The 15,632-nt window shown below is 73.3% G+C and carries 18 protein-coding genes and 2 pseudogenes; 9 read left to right on the forward strand and 11 right to left on the reverse strand.

What is annotated here, in order from left to right; all coding sequences use genetic code 11:
- Positions 1-30 precede the first annotated feature (30 nt).
- The 3 genes from Asi02nite_RS00770 to Asi02nite_RS00780 form a co-directional block, all read right to left on the reverse strand.
- On the reverse strand, positions 31-591 hold the full coding sequence (locus tag Asi02nite_RS00770; protein ID WP_203710094.1) for a PepSY domain-containing protein: 561 nt from the start codon (positions 589-591) through the stop codon (positions 31-33).
- A 73-nt stretch (positions 592-664) separates the two neighbouring features.
- The gene (locus Asi02nite_RS00775; RefSeq protein WP_203710095.1) at positions 665-1,924 is read right to left on the reverse strand and encodes a HAMP domain-containing sensor histidine kinase; all 1,260 of its coding nucleotides are present in this window, start codon (positions 1,922-1,924) and stop codon (positions 665-667) included.
- Positions 1,921-2,610, reverse strand: a complete 690-nt coding sequence (locus tag Asi02nite_RS00780; protein WP_203710096.1) for a response regulator transcription factor — start codon at positions 2,608-2,610, stop codon at positions 1,921-1,923. Before Asi02nite_RS00780 ends, Asi02nite_RS00775 begins: the two co-directional genes overlap by 4 nt.
- A 103-nt stretch (positions 2,611-2,713) precedes the next feature.
- Here Asi02nite_RS00780 and Asi02nite_RS00785 point away from each other — a divergent pair, with 103 nt between their 5' ends.
- The 4 genes from Asi02nite_RS00785 (at position 2,714) to Asi02nite_RS00800 (ending at position 5,429) form a co-directional block, all read left to right on the forward strand.
- Positions 2,714-3,169: a septum formation initiator gene (locus Asi02nite_RS00785; RefSeq protein ID WP_203710097.1), complete on the forward strand. Its 456-nt coding sequence runs from the start codon at positions 2,714-2,716 to the stop codon at positions 3,167-3,169.
- Positions 3,170-3,199: 30 nt separating this feature from the next.
- The gene (locus tag Asi02nite_RS00790; protein ID WP_203710098.1) at positions 3,200-4,003 is read left to right on the forward strand and encodes a hypothetical protein; all 804 of its coding nucleotides are present in this window, start codon (positions 3,200-3,202) and stop codon (positions 4,001-4,003) included.
- 10 nt (positions 4,004-4,013) lie between these two features.
- A complete protein-coding gene (locus Asi02nite_RS00795; protein WP_203710099.1) occupies positions 4,014-4,418 on the forward strand; it encodes a CoA-binding protein in 405 nt (134 codons plus the stop codon).
- 96 nt (positions 4,419-4,514) lie between these two features.
- Entirely contained in the window at positions 4,515-5,429 is a 915-nt protein-coding gene (locus tag Asi02nite_RS00800; protein ID WP_203710100.1) for a GNAT family N-acetyltransferase, read from the forward strand.
- On the opposite strand, the gene Asi02nite_RS42225 is transcribed toward Asi02nite_RS00800, so the two are convergent.
- The 3 genes and pseudogenes from Asi02nite_RS42225 to Asi02nite_RS00810 all read right to left on the reverse strand — a co-directional run bounded on the left by Asi02nite_RS42225 (position 5,370) and on the right by Asi02nite_RS00810 (position 7,804).
- Positions 5,370-6,047: an MFS transporter gene (locus Asi02nite_RS42225; RefSeq protein WP_373312101.1), complete on the reverse strand. Its 678-nt coding sequence runs from the start codon at positions 6,045-6,047 to the stop codon at positions 5,370-5,372. The genes Asi02nite_RS00800 and Asi02nite_RS42225 overlap by 60 nt on opposite strands.
- Positions 6,048-6,154: 107 nt before the next feature.
- A pseudogene (locus Asi02nite_RS42640) lies at positions 6,155-6,598 on the reverse strand (MFS transporter); the annotation flags it as partial.
- 9 nt (positions 6,599-6,607) lie between these two features.
- Positions 6,608-7,804, reverse strand: coding sequence for an acyl-CoA dehydrogenase family protein (locus tag Asi02nite_RS00810; RefSeq protein WP_203710220.1), 1,197 nt, complete (start codon positions 7,802-7,804; stop codon positions 6,608-6,610).
- 93 nt (positions 7,805-7,897) lie between these two features.
- On the opposite strand from Asi02nite_RS00810, the gene Asi02nite_RS00815 reads away from it, so the two are divergent.
- Positions 7,898-8,413, forward strand: coding sequence for a DUF4190 domain-containing protein (locus Asi02nite_RS00815; protein WP_203710102.1), 516 nt, complete (start codon positions 7,898-7,900; stop codon positions 8,411-8,413).
- Here the strand turns inward: Asi02nite_RS00815 and Asi02nite_RS00820 are convergent.
- Positions 8,410-9,168, reverse strand: a pseudogene (locus Asi02nite_RS00820) (SDR family NAD(P)-dependent oxidoreductase); the annotation flags it as partial. The gene Asi02nite_RS00815 and the pseudogene Asi02nite_RS00820 overlap by 4 nt on opposite strands.
- Before the next feature lie 156 nt (positions 9,169-9,324).
- Here Asi02nite_RS00820 and Asi02nite_RS00825 point away from each other — a divergent pair.
- Positions 9,325-9,876 carry a DUF4190 domain-containing protein gene (locus tag Asi02nite_RS00825; protein ID WP_203710104.1) on the forward strand — a complete coding sequence of 184 codons (552 nt, stop codon included), beginning with the start codon at positions 9,325-9,327 and terminating at the stop codon, positions 9,874-9,876.
- Here the strand turns inward: Asi02nite_RS00825 and Asi02nite_RS00830 are convergent.
- Positions 9,857-10,813: an HpcH/HpaI aldolase/citrate lyase family protein gene (locus Asi02nite_RS00830; protein WP_203710105.1), complete on the reverse strand. Its 957-nt coding sequence runs from the start codon at positions 10,811-10,813 to the stop codon at positions 9,857-9,859. The genes Asi02nite_RS00825 and Asi02nite_RS00830 overlap by 20 nt on opposite strands.
- A 70-nt stretch (positions 10,814-10,883) precedes the next feature.
- Between Asi02nite_RS00830 and Asi02nite_RS00835 the strand changes: the two genes are divergently transcribed.
- Positions 10,884-11,699: an SDR family NAD(P)-dependent oxidoreductase gene (locus Asi02nite_RS00835; protein WP_203710106.1), complete on the forward strand. Its 816-nt coding sequence runs from the start codon at positions 10,884-10,886 to the stop codon at positions 11,697-11,699.
- Here Asi02nite_RS00835 and Asi02nite_RS00840 read toward each other — a convergent pair.
- On the reverse strand, positions 11,696-12,637 hold the full coding sequence (locus tag Asi02nite_RS00840) for a DMT family transporter (RefSeq protein ID WP_203710107.1): 942 nt from the start codon (positions 12,635-12,637) through the stop codon (positions 11,696-11,698). The genes Asi02nite_RS00835 and Asi02nite_RS00840 overlap by 4 nt on opposite strands.
- Before the next feature lie 141 nt (positions 12,638-12,778).
- On the opposite strand from Asi02nite_RS00840, the gene Asi02nite_RS00845 reads away from it, so the two are divergent.
- Positions 12,779-13,498, forward strand: a complete 720-nt coding sequence (locus tag Asi02nite_RS00845) for an HAD family hydrolase (RefSeq protein WP_203710108.1) — start codon at positions 12,779-12,781, stop codon at positions 13,496-13,498.
- Positions 13,495-13,983, forward strand: a complete 489-nt coding sequence (locus tag Asi02nite_RS00850; RefSeq protein WP_203710109.1) for a hypothetical protein — start codon at positions 13,495-13,497, stop codon at positions 13,981-13,983. The genes Asi02nite_RS00845 and Asi02nite_RS00850 overlap by 4 nt, the downstream gene beginning before the upstream one ends.
- Here Asi02nite_RS00850 and Asi02nite_RS00855 read toward each other — a convergent pair.
- Together Asi02nite_RS00855 and Asi02nite_RS00860 are read right to left on the reverse strand one after the other, a co-directional pair.
- Complete coding sequence (locus Asi02nite_RS00855; protein ID WP_203710110.1) at positions 13,980-15,284, reverse strand: hypothetical protein; 1,305 nt, start codon at positions 15,282-15,284, stop codon at positions 13,980-13,982. The two genes, Asi02nite_RS00850 and Asi02nite_RS00855, sit on opposite strands and share 4 nt — an antisense overlap.
- Complete coding sequence (locus Asi02nite_RS00860) at positions 15,281-15,613, reverse strand: PadR family transcriptional regulator (protein WP_203710221.1); 333 nt, start codon at positions 15,611-15,613, stop codon at positions 15,281-15,283. Before Asi02nite_RS00860 ends, Asi02nite_RS00855 begins: the two co-directional genes overlap by 4 nt.
- Positions 15,614-15,632 lie beyond the last annotated feature (19 nt).

A 15,632-nucleotide genomic window follows, 5' to 3' on the forward strand; every position in this document is an offset into this window, starting at 1 on the left:
GCGGGGGTGGCATCACCGCTCGGTCGAGGGTCAGTCGTCGTCCCGGTCGTGGTCATCGTCATCGTCGTCGTCCCGGTCGTCGTCGTCCCGGTCGTCGTCGTCGCGGTCGTCGTCGTCGCGGTCGTCGTCGTCCCGGTCGCTGTCCGCCTTGATGATCGTGCCGTTGGTGCGGTCCACGTAGATGTCGTGCTCCACGCCGTCCCGGACGACCTCGACCTTCCAGGTCTTGGCGCCGTGCTCCAGTTCCGACTCGATCTCCGTCACCGTGCCGCCGCCGACGCGGTCCAGGGCGATCCGGGACGCCTCGTCCGCGTCGAGGCCGCCGCCGGCGGGGGCCGCCGGGCTCGTCGTCGACGAGTCGGGCGTCGGCGTCGCGGTGCGGTCGTCGTCCGGGCTCGCCGTGGCGTCGTCGTCCGGGGTCGACGTGGCGTCGGTCGGCGTCGCCGGTGCCGTCGGGTCCGTGGTGGCGACCGCGCTGCCGAGACCGGTCAGTGCGGACGGTCGGTCGTCGCGGGTGGCCGCCAGTGCCGTGCCTGTCACGGCGAGCGCCGCCATCGCGGCCAGCGTGATGATCACCGGTGTGCGCTTCATGGGTCCTGACCTCCGTATCGGGTGTTACCAAGGAGGTTCGTCCCACCAGGGATAGCGCCGCGCTGCGTGACCGCTAAGGGGTGGTTAAGGCCGCCGGCAGGCCCAGCGTGACCGCCGCGCCACCACCCGGATTGTCCGAAATGTCAAAACTGCTAGCCGCCCGCCGCGCGATGTCCAGGCCCAACCCCGTCCCGCCGCCCGGGCTCACCCCTCGCGACACCGCCGCGCCGGCCAGCCCAGGCCCCGCGTCCGACACCACCAGCACCCGGTCGGCCGACAACGACACCGCGAACGGCGTCCCGTCCGGCGTGTGCGCGAACACGTTGCCGAGCAGCGCGTCCACCGCCGCCGCCAGCTCGTCGGCCGCCACACCCACCGGCAACGGACCGTCCACCACCGACAGCCGCATCGCCCGGCCCGTGTCCTCCGCCAACACCGACCAGAACTCGACCCGGTCCCGCACCACCGCGACCGCGTCGCACGACGCCGCGGTCGACGGCTCGCTGCGCCACCGCGCCTGCCGGATCAACCCGGTCACCGCCCGCTCCAGCGCGTCGACGCCGCCGGCCACCCGCGCCCGGTCGTCCGGGTCGCGCACGGACTCGGCCTCCAACCGCAACGCGGTCAACGGCGTACGCAGGCGATGTGACAGGTCCGCCACCTGCTCCCGTTCCTCGCGCAGCAGCACCTGGATCCGCTCGGCCAGGTGGTTGAGCGCCCCCGCCACCTCGCGCAGCTCGGGCGGGCCCGCCGGCACCTCCGCGCGGGCCCCCAGCTCCGCCCGCGCGAGCCGGTGCGAGACCGCGGACAGCTCGCCGATCGGCCGCACCAGGCTGCGCGCCAGCCGGTCCGCGACGAGCAGGCCGACCACCACCAGCAGCAATCCGAGCGCGGCGAGCACGAGCCACGCCCGCGTGACACCGGCGCGCAACTCGTCCGCAGGCACGACGGTGCGGATCACGGCCGTCCCGTCGGACCGCCCGACTCCGATGACGATCTCGCGCCCGCCGTCGAGCGCGGCGGTCAGGCTGGTGCCGGTCGCCGCGAGCTCGACCGCCGGCGTACGCGATGCGGGTGTGCCGACCGGTTCCCCGCCGCCGGGCAGGAACACCGTGACCCGCCGGCCCGGCGCGTTGAGCTGGTCGACGATCAGCTCGATGTCGGCCCGCTCGGCCGTGCCCACGACCGGCACGATGCCCTGCACGTCGGCGGTGGCGCGGTCGGTCGCCCGGTCCTCGGCGACATCGCGCAGCAGCAACGCCAGCGGCACGAGGAACGCGATCAGGGTCAGCGTCGTCGTCGCCGCGACCAGCAGGGTCAGCCGCCACCTCACGGCGCGGTGTCCGGTGTGGCCAGGCGCACCCCGACGCCGCGGACGGTGTGCAGGTAGCGCGGCGCCGCGGCCGTCTCCCCGAGCTTGCGGCGCAGCCAGGACAGGTGCACGTCGACGGTCTTGTCGGCACCGCCGTACGGGATCTGCCACACCTCGGTCAGCAGCTCTCGCTTGGTGACGACCTCGTCGCGCCGGGTCGCCAGGTGGTGCAGCAGGTCGAACTCGCGCGGGGTGAGGTCGACGGGCACGCCGTCCAGGCGTACGCCACGTGATCTGGGGTCGATCTCGAGGTCGCCCACGACGATGGTCTCGTCGGTCGCGGCGGCCGGCCCACGCCGCAGCACCGCCCGGATCCGGGCGTCGAGCTGGGCGGCGGTGAACGGCTTGACCACGTAGTCGTCGGCGCCCGCGTCGAGCACCCGGACGATCTCGGTCTCGGCGTCCCGGGCGGTCGCCACGATCACCGGGACCCGGCTCACCGCCCGCAGCATCCGCAGCAGTTCGGTGCCGTCGACGTCGGGCAGGCCGAGGTCGAGCACCACCAGGTCCGGACGGTCGTCGAGGGCGGCCCGCAGCCCGTCCATGGCGGTGGTCGCCGCGGCGACGGCGTGCCCACGGTCGCGCAGCGCCCGCAGCAGCGGCGTGCGGATCGCCGGGTCGTCCTCGATGAGCAGCAGGCGCGGCACAGCTCGCACCGTATCCTCCCGGCGCCCGACCGGCCGAGGCCCTTAACCCGCTCTTAGCGTCGCCCGGTGCCGCTCTTAGCGAGCAACCATGCATAGTCGGTGCATGCCTCGCCGGAGTCTCGCCGTGCTCGGATGGCTCGCCGCCGTGGTCGTCGCCACGCTCGCCGGCGTCGGCGCGATCCGCCTGGTGGGTGACGGCTTCACCGGTACGCCGGGCGGAGTACGCAGCCAGGCCGACGTGGCCCGCGACCTCGCGGCGGCGACAGACGGGACCGCGGCCCCCACGCCAAAGCCGACGACCGCAGCAGCGACGGCGACCGCGACACCCAGCGGCGCGCGCGAGACCTTCTCCAACCGCGGCGGCAGCGTGGTCGCCGCCTGCCGTGGCGACCTGGTCACGCTCGAGACCTGGTCACCGGCCCAGGGGTACGCCGTCCGCGACCTCGAGAAGGGCCCGGACGACGACGCCGAGGTGGAGTTCGAGGGCTCCGGCGGCCGGTTCGAGATCAAGGTCGAGTGCCGGAGCGGCCAGCCCGTCCAGGTGGGGCACGACGACTGACGGCCGTTGATGCCCCGGTAGGCTCCGCCCATGCACCAGCGCTGGTTGCTCGGCGCCGCGGCCCTCGGGGTGGTCTGGGGCGCGGTCGCGATCGCCTTCGACGCGCCCGTCCTCGTGCTCGACTTCCTGCTGCATCTCGGCCCGACCCTGGCCGGCGTCGCCGCCCTGGTCGCGCTGATCGGCTGGCGGCCCGCCGGCCCGGCCAGCTTCGAGATCCGCGCCGAGACGTTCGTCGCGCCGACCAACCGCCGCCGGACCATCGAGATCGCCGCGCTGGTGCTGGTGCTGACCTCGCAGGCGGCGCTGGCGATCGACCGGCTCGCCGACGGCGGCGGGGTGTTCGACGGCCTCCTCTCGGTCGTCTTCGGGCTGCTCGCCGCCGCCCTGCTCGCCCGCTCGGTGCTGGTGCCGACCACGGTCGAGCTCAACGCCGACGGACTGCGCATCCCCGGGCGGCTGCATCGCGTCGACGTGCCGTGGGCGGCGATCCGGCCGGGCACGCCGTGGGCGCCGGTGCTGCGCACCCAGCGGCTGGAGTTGCTGATCGGCACCGGCTACCTGGTCCGGCCGCCGAGCGAGCGCCGGCAGCGCCTGGACGTGCCGATCGACGTGCTCGACATACACCCGTGGTTCCTGGCCGACGCGATCCGTTACTACGTCGCGCACCCCGAGCACCGCGCCGCGATCGGCCGGCCGGCCGAGCTCGAACGGCTGTCCCGCCGGCTGCGCGACGGCGGCGCGCCGCCCGCCCTGCCCGCCGGGCCGACCGTGCCCGTGGTGCGGCAGGCCGGGGCGCCGGCGACCGAGCGGTCGACCGCCGCGCACCGGAGATAAGGTCGATCGCATGCGTGATGCCCAGCAACTCCTCGCCGACGCCACAGTGATCGCGGTCGTCGGCGCGTCGCGCGACCCCCGAAAGGCCGCACACACCGTTCCCCTCCAGATGCAGCGTCACGGCTGGCGGATCATCCCGGTCAACCCGTTCGTGGACGAGCTGTTCGGCGAGCGGGTCTACCGCTCGGTCGCGGAGATCCCGTTCCCGGTCGACCTGGTCAACGTCTTCCGGCCCGCCGCGGACTGTCCCGACGTGGTCCGCGACGCGATCGCCGCCGGTGCGCCGGCGGTGTGGCTGCAGCTCGACATCGTGTCGCCGGAGGCCCGCAAGCTCGCGACCGAGGCCGGTCTCGACTACGTCGAGGACCGCTGCACCGCGGTCGAGCGCGCCGTCGGCAACATCAGCAAGGCCTGAGGCCGACCACATGTGTAGCCGGCCTACACGTGGTGCGCCCGTGGGTGCAGAGCAAACTCGGTCGCGGTTCGTGGGTCAAGGGGCTAGTTTCCGCACATGCTGACGGTGCGCCGGGCCCGGACCGATGCCGACTTCGCGCTCGTCCGCCAGGTGCGGATGGCCGTCATGCCCTACGAGCGGGCACCGTCCGTCGCCGAGATGCGCGCCTCGCTGAGCCGCGACTCGCTGGTGCTGCTGGTCGAGCGCGGCGGTGAGCTGATCGGCAGCGGGGCCGCCGACCGGTCCAGCATCACGGGTGCCGCCACGGTCAGCCCGCGGGTCCTGCCCGGGTTCCGCCGGCAGGGCATCGGCAGTCGGGTGCTCGCTCATCTCTGGGCGCACGCCGCCACGCTCGGCGTCGCGCGGGTGCTCGGGCACGCCGACGACGAGGGCTCCAAGGCCTTCGCCGAACGGCACGGGTTCGCCGAGGTCGACCGCCAGGTCGAGCAGGTCCGCGAGATCGGCGACGAGAAGCTGCCGCCGCCCCGCGCGGACGTCGACGTCGTCACGGTCGCGCAGCGGCCGGAGCTGTGGGACGTCGCCTACGACGAGCTGGCGAGCCAGGCGTTCGAGGACATGGCGCTGATCGCGCCGATGCACGCGACCCTCGCCGAGTGGCGGACGACCTGGATCGGCGACCCGGCGGCGATGTTCCTGGCGCTCGACGCGACGGGCGGCGGCGGGCCCGTCGCGCTGGCGGGGCTGATCGCCGACCACGACAACCCGCACCGGGCCGAGAACGCGCTGACCGTGGTCCGCCGCGACTGGCGGGGCCGTGGTGTGGCCGCCCACCTCAAGCGCGTCGCGCTGGCCCACGCCGCCGCGACCGGGCTCACCGAGGTCTACACCTGGACCCAGCGGGGCAACGCCGACATGCGCGCGCTCAACACGCACCTCGGCTACGCGACGCGGCTACAGAGCTTCACCATGAGCCGGACGGTGTCCGACACCCTCGGGGGCGCGGGTTCGTAGCGGCGAGAACGCGGCGAACAGCGCGATCACGCCGAGCCCGAGACCGAGGGCGAGCGCGACCGCCGGCACCCCGGCGTGCGCCGCCGCGAACGTGACCAGCGGCGCCCCGATCGGCCCCGGCAGGTAGTGGACGGTCCAGAACGCCGAGGTCACCCGGCCGAGCAGGTGCTCCGGCGTGATCTCCTGGCGCAGCGACATCGAGCAGGTGCCGGCGATCCCCTGCGCGAACAGGATCACCGCCACCAACCCCGCGATCACCGGCACCGCGGTCGCGCCGCCGGCTCCGGCCAGGGCCACCGCGGTCAACGCGTACGCGCCGATCCAGCACGCGCCGAAGCCCAGCCTGCGGCGCAGCAGCGCGACCACCGAGCCCGCCACGATCGTGCCCGCCGCGCCGATCGCGAACACCGCGCCGACCGCGCCGCCGCCCTGGTGCAGGTCTTCCCGCAGGCGGTAGATGACCAGGTCGTCCATCGTGTACGTGAGGAAGATGACGCCACAGAGCAGCAGCGTGAGCGTACGCAGCACCGGCTGCCCCCAGAGGAACCGCAGCCCGGTGATGAACCCGCGGATCGGCGACTGCCGCTCGGGCGCGGTCTCCCGGGGACGCAGCCGCACGAACGACATCGCGACGGCCGACAGCCCGAAGGTGATCGCGTCGATCCGATCACCCAGGCCGGGTCGAGCACCGCGAACAGCCCGCCGGCGATGGCCGGGCCGGCGACACCGGCGGCCGCGAACGACGCCGAGAGCAGCCCGTTGGCCTGGGTGATCTGGTCGCGGCGGACCAGCGCCGGCACCGCCGTGATGTAGCCGACCTGGTAGAGCATGCCGGCCGCCGCGCCGAGCGGCATCGCCACGAACAGCACCCAGAGCTGCGGCGCGGCCAGCCAGACCAGCGGGACCAGGGCATAGAGCGCGGCCCGGGCCACGTCACACGCGATCATCACGGTACGGCGGCCGAAGCGGTCCACGATGGACCCGGCCAGCACGCCGGAGACGAGCCACGCGGCGCCGATCGTGCCGGTGACCAGGCCCATCTGGAAGACCGAGCCGGTGAGCTGGAGGACCAGCACCGGCACGGCCAGGGTGGTCAGCGAATCACCGGCGACCGAGACCGTCTGCAGGATCCAGAAGAGGACGAAGTTCCGGTCCCGGCGAAGCGACACGACCTCACACTAGAGGCGGTATTCCTTCAGCAGGCCCCGCGAGATGATCGTCTTCTGGATCTCCGAGGTGCCCTCGCCGATCAGCAGGAACGGCGCCTCGCGCATCAGGCGCTCGATCTCGTACTCGGTCGAGTAGCCGTAGCCCCCGTGGATCCGGAAGGCCTCCTGCACGACCTCGGCGCAGTATTCGGAGGCCAGCAGCTTGGCCATGCCGGCCTCGACGTCGTTGCGGGCGCCGGCGTCCTTGAGCCGCGCGGCGTTGACCATCATCTGGTGGGCCGCCTCGATCTTCGTGGCCATCTCGGCGAGCTTGAACGCGATCGCCTGGTGCCCGGCGAGCGGCTCGCCGAACGTGTGCCGCTGCTGCGCGTACGCGATGGCCAGCTCGAACGCCCGCAGCGCGATGCCGCAGGCGCGCGCGGCGACGTTGACGCGACCGACCTCGATGCCGTCCATCATCTGGTAGAAGCCGCGACCGGCCGATCCGGCGCCGCCGAGCACGGCCGAGTCGGGCACCGCGACGCCGTCGAGCACCATCTCGGTGGTCTCGACGCCCTTGTAGCCCATCTTCCCGATCTTCCCGGGGATGGTCAGCCCGGGCGCGGTCTCGCCGAAGCCGGGCTCCTTCTCCAGCAGGAAACAGGTCATGTTGCCGTAGACCGAGTCGGCGCCGTCCTCCGTCCTGACCAGCGTCGCGACCACCGACGAGAAGGCGCCGTTGGTCAGCCACATCTTCTGGCCGTCGAGCACGTAGGTGTCGCCGTCACGGCGCGCGGTCGAGCGGATCGCCGCCACGTCGGAACCGCAGCCGGGCTCCGACATCGAGAACGCCCCGCGCACCTCGCCGGTGGCCATCCGGGGCAGCAGGGCCGCGCGCTGTTCGGGCGAACCGTGCTGAGCCACCAGATAAGCGACGATGAAGTGGGTGTTCACGATCCCGGAGATCGACATCCAGCCGCGCGACAGCTCTTCGACCACGAGGGCGTACGTGAGCAGCGACTCCCCGAGGCCGCCGTGCTCCTCGTCGATCGTCAGTCCGAAAAGCCCCATCTCCCGCATGCCGTCGACGATGTCGGCCGGGTACTCGTCGGCGTGCTCCAGCCGCTGCGCGTGCGGAATGATCTCCTTGTCGACGAACTCGCGGACCGTCTCGAGGATCGACTCCTGCACGTCGGAGAGGCCGGGTGTCCGGGCCAGGCGCGCCATGACCACCATCTTCCCTCGTCACGGGCGGGATCGGGACGCTAATAGGTTCCTCGCGTTTAGTAACGTGCCGGGGACGACTCGGGAAAGGCGACGATGAGCTACCCACCCCCAGGCAACCAGCCCGACCCATACCAGCCGGACCCTTACCAGCCCGGGCAGCCGTACGACCCGCAGCAGTCGGGGCCGCCGGCCTACCCGACGCAGCCGCCCACCTCCGGCCAGCCCGACCCGTACGCGCCCTACGGCCAGCCGCCGCCGCAGCCCCCGTACGGGCAGGGCTACCCGGGCTATCCGCAGCAGCCGGCGCCCTACGGCTACGAGCAGCCGGGCTACGCCTTTCCGCAGGCGCAGCCGCGCGGCATGAACACGATGGCGATCCTCGCGCTGATCCTCGGCATCCTGGTGCCGCCGGTGGGCATCGTGCTGGGCCACATCGCCAAGAACCAGCTCAAGACCTCGGGCGAGGAGGGCGGCGGCCTGGCCACCGCCGGTCTCGTGGTCGGCTACGTGCTCACGGGCCTGTACCTGCTGTTCTGCTGCGGCGCGATCGGCCTCGGCTGGCTCGGCTCGACGCTGGACAGCACGGGCAGCACGGGTACGAGCTACTAGCGGAACTGGGCCTCGCGCACGCTGTTGCCGCCGTCGACCACCAGCATCTGGCCGGTGATGTAGGAGGCGGCCGGCGAGCAGAGGAACGCGATCGCGGCGGCCACCTCGTCGGGCGTTCCCGGCCGCCCGATCGGCGTGCCGAGACCCTGCTTGAGCTCGGTGACCGTGGACGCCGCGGTGTAGATGGTGCCCGGCGCGACCGCGTTGACGGTCACCCCGTCGGCCACCATCTCCATCGCCAGCGCGCGGGTCAGCCCGAGCACGCCGGCCTTGGCCGCCGCGTACGCGGCCTCGGTCGGCAGCGCGTTGACCGGGCCGGCGGTCGCCGACAGGTTGACGATGCGGCCCCAGCCGCGCTCGGACATGCCGCCGATGAACGCCCGGCTGCACAGGAACGCGGTCGACAGGTTGCGGTCGATCTCGGCCCGCCACTCGTCGAACGTGAGCTGGGCGACCGGGCGGAGCACCTCGGGGCTCGTCCGGCTGGCCAGGCCGGCGTTGTTGACCAGCACCTCGACGTCGCCGAGCTGCTCGGTCACGGCGTCGGCGAGCGCGCCGACCTCGGCCTCGTCGGTCAGGTCGGCGACGAAGCCGATGGCACCCAGCTCGGTCGCCCGCTCGTGGATCCGCCGGGTCGTCGACACGATGGCCACCTTGGCGCCGAGCTGGCGCAGCCGGCGTGCGGTCGCGTAGCCGATCCCGTCGGGGCTGCCGGCCCCGGTGACCAGCGCGATCCGGCCGTCGAGGCGCACGGTGGTCAGCCCGTCATCGGCCTGCGTGTCGATTCCCATGCGGCAGATCCTGCCCGGTCGCCGCAACACCGGCAACGACACCCCCTCCACAGGGGGCACGGGCGACACTGCCGAGCCGGTACCCTACCGGCACGCCGGCCAGCACACTCGGAGAGCGCGATGACCGACCCGACCCCCGCCGCACCGTTGGATCCGACCGCGCCACCACCCGCCTACCCGGCACCAAGCCAGCCAGGCCAGCCGGACCAGCCGGGCCAGCCGACCTATCCCGGCTACCCGGCGCCCCCGCAGGCCGGTCCCGGCTACCCGGCACCCGCACAGCCGGACCCGGCCTATCCGGCGCCCGGACAGCCTGGCCCGGCCTATCCGGCCTCGGGCTACCTCGCGCCGGCACCCGCCTACCCGGGCTACGGATACGCCGTGGCGAAGACCAACACGCTGGCCATCGCCTCGCTCGTCTGTGCCCTCGCCGGCCTGGTCACCGGCCTCTCGGCACCGGTCGGCGCGGTCCTCGGCCACATCGCCCGCCGGCAGATCCGGGAGCGCGGCGAGCAGGGCGACGGCCTGGCCCTGGCCGGCATCATCGTCGGCTGGATCCTGACCGGGCTGGGCGTCGCCTACCTGCTGTTCCTGCTCGTGATCATCATCGTCGCGATCACCGCCGGTGTTGCCGACGACGGGGCCTACGCACTCAGCCTTCTGGCGGCGTGAACCGCGAGGTCCGAGCCATGCCCGCGGCCCGCCCCTTGGCCGCGATGACCAGGGCCATCTTGCGCGACGCCTCGTCGATCATCTCGTCACCGAGCATCACCGCGCCCAGCTTGCCGCCGGCCTCCGAGGTCGCGTGCGCGTACGCGTCGAGGATCAACTCGGCCCGGTCGTAGTCCTCCTGCGCGGGCGCGTAGATCTCGTTGGCCGCCTCGATCTGCCCCGGGTGCAGCACCCACTTGCCGTCGAAGCCGAGCGCCGCCGACCGCTTGGCCACTGCGCGGAACGCGTCGACGTCGCGGATCTGCAGGAACGGCCCGTCGATCGCCTGCTTGTCGTGCATCCGCGCGGCCATCAGCAGCCGCATGAGGATGTAGTGGTAGGGGTCGCCCGGGTAGTCGGGGATCAGCCCGCCGACCACCAGCGACCGCATGTTGATCGACGCCATGAAGTCGGCCGGGCCGAAGATGATCGTCTCGACCCGGGGTGAGGCCGCCGCGATCGCGTCGACGTTGACCAGGCCGGCCGCGTTCTCGATCTGCGCCTCGATGCCGATGCCGCCGACCGGCAGGCCGACCGCCTTCTCGATCTGCGTCAGCGTGAGGTCGAGCCACTCCACGTGCGCCGCGGACTGCACCTTGGGCAGCATCACGCAGTCCAGGTTGGACCCGGCGCCCTCGACCACCTCGACCACGTCGCGATAGGTCCACTCGGTGGTCAGGTCGTTGACCCGCACGACCCGCGTCCGCGAACCCCAGTCGCCCTCGTTGAGCGCGGCGACGACGTTCTTGCGCGCCTCCGGTTTGGCCAGTGGCGCGACCGCGTCCTCGAGGTCGAGGAAGACCTGGTCGGCCGGAAGCGTGCGGGCCTTGTCGAGCATCTTCAGGCTGGAACCGGGTACGGCCAGACAGGACCGGCGTGGTCGTCCCGCAGCGGCCATCGACGGCTCCTCACGATCGATACAGTTAGCCAAACGGTAACCTCGCGCGACGACCGAGGAGAACCAACCAGTGGAAGAAGTCACCGGGCGAGTCGTAGTGATCACCGGGGCCAGCTCCGGGATCGGGCTGTCCGCCGCCGTCGCCCTGGCCAGGCGCGGCGACCAGGTCGTCCTCGTCGGACGCGATCCCGTCCGGCTGGCCGACGCGGCCGCCGAGGTGCGCGACGCGGCCGGCACGCTGCCGGCCTCCTTCCGGGCCGACTTCGCGGCGCTCGACGACGTGCGGGCGCTGGCCGAGACGCTGCGGGCGGCGTACGACCGGATCGACGTGGTGGCCAACAACGCGGGCGCGATCGTGCTGCACCCGGCGACCACCGTGGACGGTCACGAGCTGACCATCCAGGCCAACCACCTCGCGAGCTTCCTGCTCACCGTGCTGCTGCACGACCGCGTCACGCGGATGGTGGTGACCGCCTCGGGCGCCCACCGGTGGGGCAACCTCGACCCGCGCGACCTCAACCGGTCGTTGGAGCGCTACGTACCGATGCGCGCGTACGGCACGAGCAAGCAGGCCAACATCCTGTTCGCCGCCGAGGCGGCCCGCCAGTGGCCGGCGATGCTCTCCTACTCGTTCCACCCGGGGGCGGTGCGCACCCGCTTCTACAACGAGAACCGGCTGATCGCCTGGGGCATGAAGCGCGCACCGCTGCTGCGCGGCCCGGAGAAGGGCGCGGAGACCCTGGTCTGGCTGGCCACCGCCGACCCGGCGCTGCTGGTCAACGGCGCCTACTACTTCGACATGAAACCGCGCCGCCCGTACGCGAAGGCCAGCGACCCGGCGATGGCCGCGGCCCTCTGGAAGGCCAGCGAGCAGGCCATCGGTTAGGGCAGGGTGCCGGCCGTCTCGACCTCGCGGGCCAGGGCGCGTTCGCGTTCGCGGCGGGTCGCCTGTGCGCCGCCGAGCACCACCACGACCACGCCGACCATCAGCAGGGCGAGGCCCGGCAGCGAGGCGGCCGGCGGCACCTGGTCGAGCCAGAGCCAGGCGATCAACGCCGCGCCCGGCACCTCGAGCAGGATCAGCACGCTGATCGTGGTGGCCGAGACCCGGCGCAGCGCGTAGTTGAACATCGTGTGCCCGAGCAACTGGGCACCGGCCACCAGGCCGAGGATCGCGAGCCAGGTCGTGCCCGGGTAGCCGCCGAGGGACTGCCCCGACGCCAGGCAGACGACCACCAGCAGCACGGCACAGACCGAATAGCAGATCGTCGTGTACGTGGTCGTGCTGAGCGTCGCGCGGGCCCGCTCACCGAGCGCCGTGTACGCCGCCGCCATGATCGCGCCGAGCACCGCCAGCAGGTCGCCCAGCACCGCCCGGCCCGAGACACCGAAGTCGGCCCCCGTGGCCAGCACGGCGCCGACCACCGCGATGCCGATGCCGACCCAGGTCACCGTGCGCAGCTTGCGACCCTGGACGACGGAGATCAGGCCCTGCCAGACCGGCTGGGTGGCGACGAGGGCGGTCGACGCGGCGACGGTGGTGAACCGGATGCTCGGCATCCAGGCCGCGAAGTGCGCCGCGAGGGCGACGCCGGCCAGCACGCAGAACAGCCCCTCGCGCCGGCCCAGGCGGGCGTACTCGCCGCGGCGCGCGATCAGCGAGATCGGGCCGAGCACGCCGACCGCGAGGGCGTTGCGCCAGAACGCGATGGCCAGCGCGGGCGCCGCGGCGGCGAAGGCGATCAGCGGGCCGGAGGTCGAGACGGCGAGGACGGCGACGACCAGCGCCGTCGTGGCGGCCGGGTCGATGGCGGGGCGGTGCACAGTGAACCATCCTCACAAATCACAACCTGCGTTTATCCGACTACGTTCAGTCGATCAGCCGATAGGGTCGGGCGGTCGGCATCGATAGGCTTCCCCGGTCCTACCCGCTGCTGCCCCAAGGTCAGGCCAGGGAGGCTGACGTTGCCCGCATTGAGCGCGGTCCTGTTCGACTTCTTCGGCACTCTCACCCGGGCGGTCCACCGCGGCCCCGAGCACCTCGAGACCGCCCGCATCCTGGGATGCGACCCCCAGGTGATGATCACGCTGCTGAACGTCTCCTACTACCGCCGGGCCAGTGGTGACCTGGGCTCGGCCGAGGACAACCTGCGCTGGATCGCCGCCCGGGCCGGTGCCGCGCCGTCCGACGACGCGATCCGCGCCGCCCTGGACTGCCGGCTCCGCGCGGTCCAGCACGACACCGAGCTACGGGACGAGGCCGTGCCGGTGCTCTGGGCGCTCAAGCTGCGCGGCCTGCGTACCGCCGTGGTCAGCGACTGCACCCACGAGTTGCCCGCGCTGCTGCCCCGGCTGCCGATCGCGCCGCTGCTCGACACCGCGGTCTTCTCGGTCGAGGAGGGGGTCTGCAAGCCGGACCCGAGCATCTACCTGGCCGCCTGCCAGCGGCTGGGTGTGCCGCCCGAGGAGTGCCTCTACGTCGGCGATGGCGGCAGCCACGAGCTGACCGGGGCACGCGGGGTCGGCATGACCGCCGTCCGGCTGGCCGCCCCGGACCTGGTCGACCACCTGGTCTTCGCGGCCGACGTCGACTGGCCCGGGCGCGCGGTCAGCGGGCTCACCGGGGTGCTGGACGAGGTGGACCATGGCCAGCGCACCCCCGTGCCGGGCAGGATGAGGGGGTGACCGAGCCGGTGGTGGAAGAGGCGATCAGGAAAGCGGCCATTGCCTGGGTGTCCGTCGACGGCGGCCCGGCGCAGGGGCTCTGGTGCGTGCCGGTCGACGGCGCGCTCTACGTGGTCACCGGCATCGGCGAGCAGCGGCTGGACGGGCTGGCCCGCGCCGCCACCGCCGAGGTGACGCTCCGCGGCGACCACGGCGGCCGGATCGTCACCTGGACCGCCGACGTGCGCCGCGTGCAGCCCGGCGACGACGAGTGGAACACGGTCGCGCCGCAGGTCGGCGCGAAGCGGCTCAACGCGACGGGTTCCACCGAGCTCCTGGTGGAGCGCTGGGCGATGGACTGCACGCTGAGCTGCCTGAGCCCGGCGGGCGCGGTGGTCGCCCGGCCCGACCTGCCCGACGGCAGCCTGGCCGAGCCACCCCGGGAGACGCCGGCGGCCCGCCCGACCCGCAAGCCGTTCCGCCTGCACAAGGTCCGCCGGCGTTAGTCCATCCACCAGGTGGCCACGTCGCCGCCGTACGGGGTGAGCAGCAGCGCCGGGAGCACCGCCGCCGAGATCGCCGCCGCCAGCAGCACCCGCCAGGTCATGGGGCCGACCCGGCCGCGCCCCACGCCGAGCAGCGGCACCGAGACGAGCAGGAGCAGCGGCGACAGCACGACGCCGGCGTAGTAGAGCAGCGCGATCGGCGCGAACACCGCCAACGGGAGCACCTCCTTCGGGTCGTGCGCACCGCTCACCATCGCGGCCCGGTCAGCGCCGGTGACCAGCATGCGCACCGTGAAGGTGACGAAGACGGCCGCGATCGGGAGCCCGAAGGCGAGATGGGCCACGGTGACCAGCCGGATGCCCGCGCGCAGGTTGTCGCGGGGCGGGCGCGCGGCGACGAGCGGGCCGGCCCGCGGCAGGACCGCCGCCAGGAGCAGCGTCACCAGCAGGCCCAGGATGCCGAGCCGTTCGAAGAACCCACCCGCCCAGACGGCCGGGCCCAGGTCACCCCGGGCGGCCCCGACGGTGCCGATCGCCGCCGCGGCGACGAACAGCAGGCTCGGCACACCGACCAGCGCGATCGCGAGCTGGCCGGCGGGCCGGCGGGTCCGGAACCGGCGCAGGGTCCACGCGCTCGCCAGCCAGCCGGTCAGCCCACCCAGGACGAGGGCGGCGATGCCGGCCGGCAGCAGCGCGGCCGGCCACGGGAAGCGGGCCTCGAAGGACATCGCGGTGCCCGCGTAGGTCTCGCCGTCGGCGACCGAGACGACCGCGGTCTGCCCGGCCCGGTCGAGCGTGAACCGGTGCCCGGGTTCGAGCGGGCCGGCCGTGAAGCCCTGGGCGACCGCCCGCGCCCGGATGTCCGCGGTGAGGCCGTCGATGGCCGACGGTTCGGTGGCGAACGTGAAGACCAGCTCCGTCGGCCCGCCGAAGCTGGTCCACTCCCGGTCGCCGACCCCCGTCGAACCGGCGTCCGGAGGAAGCAGGGCCATCGCCGTCGCCAGCACCTGGTCGCCGGGGTCGTCGTCGAGCGTGGTCCGCGCGGTGGCGGCCAGCGCGAGGTAGCCGACGGCGAGGGCGCCGACCAGCGCGAACACCCGGTAGCGGCGACCGTGCGGCGGCGCGAACCGCAGGCGCAGGCCCCCACGGAGCAGGTCCCACGCATCACCGGCGGCCGGGCGGACCCGATCGGGCGGCGCCCCCTCCAGCAACGTGGTCACCAGCTCGTCGCCGCGCTCCCGGCGGTAGGCGCGCGGATAGGCCAGCAGCAGGCGGCGGTAGCGACGTTCGAGGTCGCTCACGACGCCGGGCCGAACGCGAGCTTCGTCGTGCGGCGCAGCCGGGCGGCGGCCATCGCCGCGTTGGCCCGCAGCCGCTCGACCTCGGCCGACAGGGCGCCGGTGCCGTCGTCGGTCAGCCGGTAGTAGCGGCGCAGCCGCCCCTCGACGGCCTCCTCGCGGTCGACGACGAGCAGCCCTTCCTCGGTGAGGCGGTCGAGGGCGGCGTAGAGGGTGCCCGCCCGCAGGGTGATCCGGCCGCCGGACAGCTCGGTGACGGCCCGGATCACGCCGTAGCCGTGCAGCGGTTGCTCGGCGAGCGCGGTGAGGATGAAGAAGGTCGGCTCCTGCATGGCCATGCGTCGATGCTAC

The sequence above is a fragment of the Asanoa siamensis genome, assembly GCF_016862555.1.
GTDB classification, from domain to species: domain Bacteria; phylum Actinomycetota; class Actinomycetes; order Mycobacteriales; family Micromonosporaceae; genus Asanoa; species Asanoa siamensis.